Genomic DNA, 5,966 nt, shown 5'->3' with positions numbered 1-5,966 from the left:
TCAGACAGCGATAGCCAGAGTCGTGAAAGAGAATCATGATGAGCATGATTTCAGCCTTTGACATCGTGGAATCACGGTGATATGGGCTCTTATTGGTTGGTTTTAGCGTGTATTTTGCCATCATTGCGTCATAAAACTTGCAGAAGTCGTCTGCCATACAAAATATTTCCGTAACTTTGTCCTCGGTGATCATAGCGATTTTTGTTTGTATTTCTTTGTAAATCAGTACTATAAAGTTACAACAAATTTCGCTAATCACCAAATTTACAGACACTTATAATTCATCGAACTCACGTTAATATAAAGGATACCTTAGGTTATGATTCTATCGAAATAGATGTTCTTGCTCTTGAAAAAGGGAGTTTTAAAATACCTATATCTATAAAGAAAATAGCAAGCAAGACATTAATAGGAGTAGCGACAACTGTCATTGGAGAAATTACGGTTTCTGCTATTAAGTCTATAGTTGCTCAAAGAGATCCTCAAGGAGAGAGAATAGAAACACAATATATTATAGAAGATAGGGATTCTATAGAAAGTATTAAGCGTATAGCTGATTTGGCTTTAGGTAACAACTCTATTAAGTCTTTGGATATGACCTATGAAGAAGATGGGCAAAAGACAAATATAAATATGACCCGTGAAGACATTAAGACACTATCGGAGGTAGATATTAAAGATGATATGGAAGAAACATGTCATTTATTAAAGAGTGAACAACTTGAAATAGTTTCACCAGTATTTATTGACGAACCTTCCAAATGGAAAGTAAAATTACGTGGTAAAACAATAAGTGCGACTATTATAGACCGAGATTTTCTTGATATGATACTACAGTCAGAGATATCATTTGCAAAAGGTGATGCTATTGTTGCAGATATCGAAATATTAGAAAAAAAACAAAAAAAACGGAAAAGCTTTGTCTATCGAATTATAGCTGTTCATAATTATCCTCGCTATAGTCGTGTTCTTAAGAAAAATATACAATAAACTCTATGACCCTCGAAGAATACAACCAATTAGACAGTGGCTTCGCCCATTGCAGCGGAGCGAACTGCGAACGAGCAAACGAATGCTTGCGGCACACGGCACACAAGATGCTCGCAAAGAACACGCGAGAGAGCTATGTCGTGGCAAATCCGGCCGTGATAACGGGCGTGCAGCCCTGTCCGCTCTTCGACCCCGACCACAAGGAACGCTACGCGTGGGGCATCTCCCGCATCTTTGATAACGTCCGAGTGGCTGATTTGGATAGTATCCGCCGTAATCTTATCTACACCTTCGGGCGAACAGCTTATTATCGGATTAAGCGAGAGGAGCGTGTCTTAACTGAAAGTGAGCAGCAAGAGATAAGAGAAGTCTTTACAGACATGGGGTATGACGGCTCTAAAATAGAATTCGATCGCTATGAAGAACAATATCCTACAGTCATGCGTACCTACAAGTTTGTATAGAATAAAAAATATCTCAGTATTGCGTGACAGTTTCATCAGTATGAAACTGATTTGTTTATAAAGAAAAAATGAAAAGACAGCTTTATGGAAGATATTGAAAGCTTATTAAGTAAGGTTCGAAGGCTTATAGATGAAGATAGAATCTTAAAAGAAGAACAAAGGAAACGTGGAGAGAATTTTAATGTTTTCAAGATAATACATGTTGAAAGTGACGAGGTGCATACGCACTCTGCTATGCTTGCAGCATTGATGAACCCTAAAGGTACACATAGTTGCGGAACAGCATTCTTAGCGTTGTTTTGCCAGCAACTCCACGACTTAGTTCGCGACAGTATCTACGCTAACTTTGTTTTTGACCCTACTCATGCTATAGTAAATATTGAAAAGTCGATTGGAGGTATTTCGGGAGATAAAGAAGAAGGTGGGAGATTGGATATTCTGATTGAGTCAGGCAATGCAGAAGGTGATAAGAAAAAAGCTATTATCATTGAAAATAAAATCTATGCCAGCGACCAAACCAAGCAGCTCTATAGGTATTATCAATTTGCAGAGCAACAGTATGGTACGGGGAATTATCTGATTTTATATCTGACCTTAGATGGACATTCGCCTCACGATATATCCATTACAGGGAGCAGTCGGAAGTTGAAGAAAAGCGAAGATTACTTTTGTATTTCTTATAGAGATTTCATACGACCGTGGCTTCAAAAGTGTACCGAGAAGGCCTATAACAAGCCCTTGGTAAAAGAAACTATCATACAATATAGAAACTTATTATCATCATTTACACATCAGAATATGGACGAGCAGAAACAAAAAGAGTTGATTAAATTGCTTGCAAACTCCGAGAATATCTTTGCAGCAATCAGAATACACGATAGCTACACTGAAATCCTCAATAGGGTCATTAATACAGAGTTGGAAGAGCAAGTTACAGAAATAGCTAACGAGTTGGGATTGAAATTAGAATTCCTCCCAGAGAAAAACACAGGGGAATTCTACTGGCAACAGCAGTATAGTCATTTCTTTCTTTGGAAAGAGGAATGGAAGAATGCAAAGATATGCTTTGAATTTAAGAGTGCTAATTTTAATAAGCTAAGCTATGGGATAAGGTACAATAGTCCAAAAGCGAGAGAAGAAAATGAAGAAATTAGACGGATAATCCAAGATAGGATTCGTGATGGGCGTTCTGGAGAATGGTGGGCTTATATAAAAGACTTTAGATATAGTGATTGGAGACGAGAATCTGTCTATCGAGAACTGTATAACAACAAGAATATCCAAGAAGAGATGAGAAAGTGTATACAGAGCTTAATTGATTTGACTGAAGGCATAGCCTTGTAAATATAGATTGTTTTTAACGATGACTTATAGTTTGATAAACGCTTGATAGGGCTGGTATGTCCACGAGAAGATGTACCTTTGTATTGTAGATAGTAGGTCGAGAAGAAATCCTATTACATATGACTTAAATTTCAGCTATGTCAACCAACAAGGGAAAAGACATAATGACCATCATGACGGTAGTAAAGAGGCAAGGCTGTATTTAGATTTTTATGCCAAGCCGAATAGCAAAGACGAATGTGAACGATTTAAGAAGATTATCTGTAAGGAGTCCTTTCCTTCAAGGGGATTCTCGAAAGACCATCATTCGCTACTTGCTTGAAAGCTATATCCGACTTCAAGAAGATGAAGCCCGGTCCTTACTTCCTTACTGACCTCATGCTATACTATATTGAGAACGGTTGCGAACACACCATTCCATTTGACGATATGTGGGAACAGTATTCTTATCTTTTAATAATAAATCTCTCATTCCTTATACAACCTTTTAAACCTTTTCACTATCTTTGCAATCGTTATTTTGTACTATTAAACCTAACGTATGGCAGAATATCAAGAACAACATAAGAAATCAATCCGTTTTTTCAACGACCATGAAGTTAGGGCGGTGTGGGACGAGGAACACAGTAAGTGGTGGTTCTCTGTGCTGGACATCATTGCTGCGATTAACGAGCAAGATGATTACCAAAAGACGAGAAACTATTGGAAGTATCTCAAAACCAAACTAAGAAAAGAAAATAGTCAGTTGGTTAGTGCTACTAACCAACTGAAGCTAAAAGCCTCTGACGGGAAGTCTTATAAGACAGATACGTTTGATGCAGAGGGTGTAACCCTTTTGGCAAAGCATATCAACAATACCAAGGCAACAAGCTTTCTTGACTGGTTCCTCTATAGTGATAACACTATTGATGGACAGAGCAAGAAAAAGGCTTATCAGCTTTTTGAAAGTGGTATCTTGCAAACGGCAGAACCTGGCAGTATTAAGTGTCTGCAACAGATACATGCTTATCTCTTTGGTAGTTTATATGACTTTGCGGGACAAATTCGCACAAAGAATATTTCAAAAGGTGGTTTTACCTTTGCTAATTGTATGCATTTCCCTGAAACCCTACAAACAATAGAACGAATGCCCGAAACCACCTTTGATGAGATAATGGACAAATATGTAGAAATGAAAATTCGTGCCAACGAGTACCATGCGAACTCGTTCGCAGATGGTCGGGTGCAGCCGAATTTATGTAACGTTGCCCATCCTTTTATGGAGGGTAATGGTCGCAGCACTCGCATTTGGCTCAACCTCATGCTGAAGCGTTCTCTCAAGCGGTGTGTAGATTGGAGTCAGATAGATAAGAACGAATATCTGACCACAATGCGTGAGAGTATTTCTGATAGTACGCACATTAAGTCTTTAGTAAAATCAGCTCTCACATCCCAGATTAATGACAGAGAAATGTTCATGAAAGGTATTGATTATTCATACTATTATGAACAAAATAATTAAATGAAATTTGAGGGAAAGTAGATAGAACCTTATTGTTAAGAAGACTTAGAAAAAAAACTATTAATATAAAACTAAAAATTAATTTATTATGTACGATTTCACTAGAATAATACTAATTATTGGTAGAAAGGAAAAGGCTTCTAATAATATTACGATGTTAGGAACAGGCTTTTTTGTTAGTAATGACGGTAAAATTGTTACAGCACGACATGTAGTAGGAGATTTGCAGAAAGATTTATGTGTTATATTGCCAAATATTCCTAATATTAATACTTATCAAGATGTTTCTGATTTAAGTTGTAGGGGTGTTTCTGTTACAATAGAAGATGTAAATCCAATAACCGATTTATGTATTCTAAAGATAGTTGGAACATGTTCCTCTCCTTTCCCTGTACTAGGATCATTAGATGCGGTAATTGTTGGACAAAGGATAGGAATATTTGGCTATCCACACTGTGTTCATGGTAGACGAGTATTAACTTATCAAGAAACAGAAATAGGGGCAAAAATGTTATTAGAGACTTCTAGCATTAAATCTAAATATGCAACGATAAACGTTCAAACACGGCCAGGACAGTCGGGCTCCATAATTTTTGATATTCACTCCGGCACAATATTAGGATTATTAATTGGTAGTTATGCTCCACCTTCTGGTATTAGTCTAGCTGGAATTAACCCTTATGAACTAAATCAAACATCATATTGTATATCAGCTAATCATATAAAAGAAATGTTATGATAGAATTTGAGAACTTAACTCTTGAAGAGTGGGGGCAATCCCTAAAGCCTTACCAATTCAATATCATATTACAACTGGTTCGTAATTATGGAGAAATGGAAGCTGCAGAAAAATGGATAAATGCTAAAGGTCCCCAAGAAACAGCAACTTTTGGAGGCATCTCTAACTCGCTAAATACAGGTAAAAACTACTGGTATAGCTTACGTGATGAATTTAATAAATTAATATGTGGGCACCCTGATTATACGAAAGAAAGAGAGAAGTTAATTTCGACAGGAAAAATTATTGGACTTGGTGGGGTTTCTTATATCTCTACATTACTATCTCCTATAGTCGGGTTATCAGTACCAATATTAACTCCTGCAGTTATGTTACTACTTCATACAGCAGGAAAAATGGGGATCAACGCTTATTGTTCTATGGTAACAACAAATTCTGATAATTAACTCAGATGATAACATCCAAGATGTTTTCTAATCAATACTACTCAAATTGAGGAAACATTTTTGTACCATAAGGATATAACTGATAATCAGTGTAAGATATATTTGAGGAAGTAAACTTGCTACTTTCATGCCTCAAACTTATCGCTTTCAACACGAAGCAGGAGTACACCTTGTCTAAAGTAGGAGTAGATACCATCTAAAGTAGGACTACATCGTGTCTAAAGTAACGTGAGTTCGATGAATTTAGAATAAAGCAAGCTGTGTGTCAAATGTCCTTTGCACTCTGACGCATGGCTTCTTTGGAAATAGGCAATAGGCAGCAATGGCACCCAGAAGGTTGACGATGAAATTGTCGAAGCACCTATGTCGGGAATGTTCTACCTGCGCTATATTCTTAAGTTCATCGTTTATGGTTTCTATGATGGCCCTCTTTCTGAGTAGTAACTTATCGGGAACGCTCATCAACGCACCTTTCATATTAT

The 5,966-nt window shown here is 37.1% G+C and carries 7 protein-coding genes and 1 pseudogene; 6 read left to right on the top strand and 2 right to left on the bottom strand.

Annotated features, from left to right (window positions below):
• Positions 1-193, bottom strand: a pseudogene (locus tag H164_RS0113950) (IS982 family transposase); the annotation flags it as partial.
• 401 nt (positions 194-594) lie between these two features.
• On the opposite strand from H164_RS0113950, the gene H164_RS0113945 reads away from it, so the two are divergent.
• The 6 genes from H164_RS0113945 (at position 595) to H164_RS0113925 (ending at position 5,484) form a co-directional block, all read left to right on the top strand.
• The gene (locus H164_RS0113945) at positions 595-990 is read left to right on the top strand and encodes a hypothetical protein (protein WP_019969197.1); all 396 of its coding nucleotides are present in this window, start codon (positions 595-597) and stop codon (positions 988-990) included.
• Between the two features lie 5 nt (positions 991-995).
• Positions 996-1,454, top strand: a complete 459-nt coding sequence (locus H164_RS0113940) for a DUF6078 family protein (RefSeq protein WP_019969196.1) — start codon at positions 996-998, stop codon at positions 1,452-1,454.
• 84 nt (positions 1,455-1,538) lie between these two features.
• Positions 1,539-2,798: a PDDEXK-like family protein gene (locus H164_RS0113935; protein ID WP_019969195.1), complete on the top strand. Its 1,260-nt coding sequence runs from the start codon at positions 1,539-1,541 to the stop codon at positions 2,796-2,798.
• 541 nt (positions 2,799-3,339) lie between these two features.
• The gene (locus H164_RS0113930; RefSeq protein ID WP_019969194.1) at positions 3,340-4,299 is read left to right on the top strand and encodes a Fic/DOC family protein; all 960 of its coding nucleotides are present in this window, start codon (positions 3,340-3,342) and stop codon (positions 4,297-4,299) included.
• Positions 4,300-4,387: 88 nt separating this feature from the next.
• Positions 4,388-5,038 (top strand): S1 family peptidase, encoded by a 651-nt coding sequence (locus H164_RS15350; RefSeq protein WP_238315369.1) that lies wholly within the window; start codon positions 4,388-4,390, stop codon positions 5,036-5,038.
• The gene (locus H164_RS0113925; protein ID WP_019969193.1) at positions 5,035-5,484 is read left to right on the top strand and encodes a hypothetical protein; all 450 of its coding nucleotides are present in this window, start codon (positions 5,035-5,037) and stop codon (positions 5,482-5,484) included. Before H164_RS15350 ends, H164_RS0113925 begins: the two co-directional genes overlap by 4 nt.
• Positions 5,485-5,727: 243 nt before the next feature.
• On the opposite strand, the gene H164_RS0113920 is transcribed toward H164_RS0113925, so the two are convergent.
• On the bottom strand, positions 5,728-5,966 hold a 239-nt coding region (locus H164_RS0113920), incomplete at its 5' end, for an IS982 family transposase (protein ID WP_019968806.1).

Origin of the sequence: Segatella maculosa DSM 19339 = JCM 15638 (assembly GCF_000382385.1) — a bacterium.
In the GTDB taxonomy this organism is placed as follows: Bacteria; Bacteroidota; Bacteroidia; order Bacteroidales; family Bacteroidaceae; genus Prevotella; species Prevotella maculosa.
This window is presented reverse-complemented; position numbering and strand designations above follow the sequence as displayed.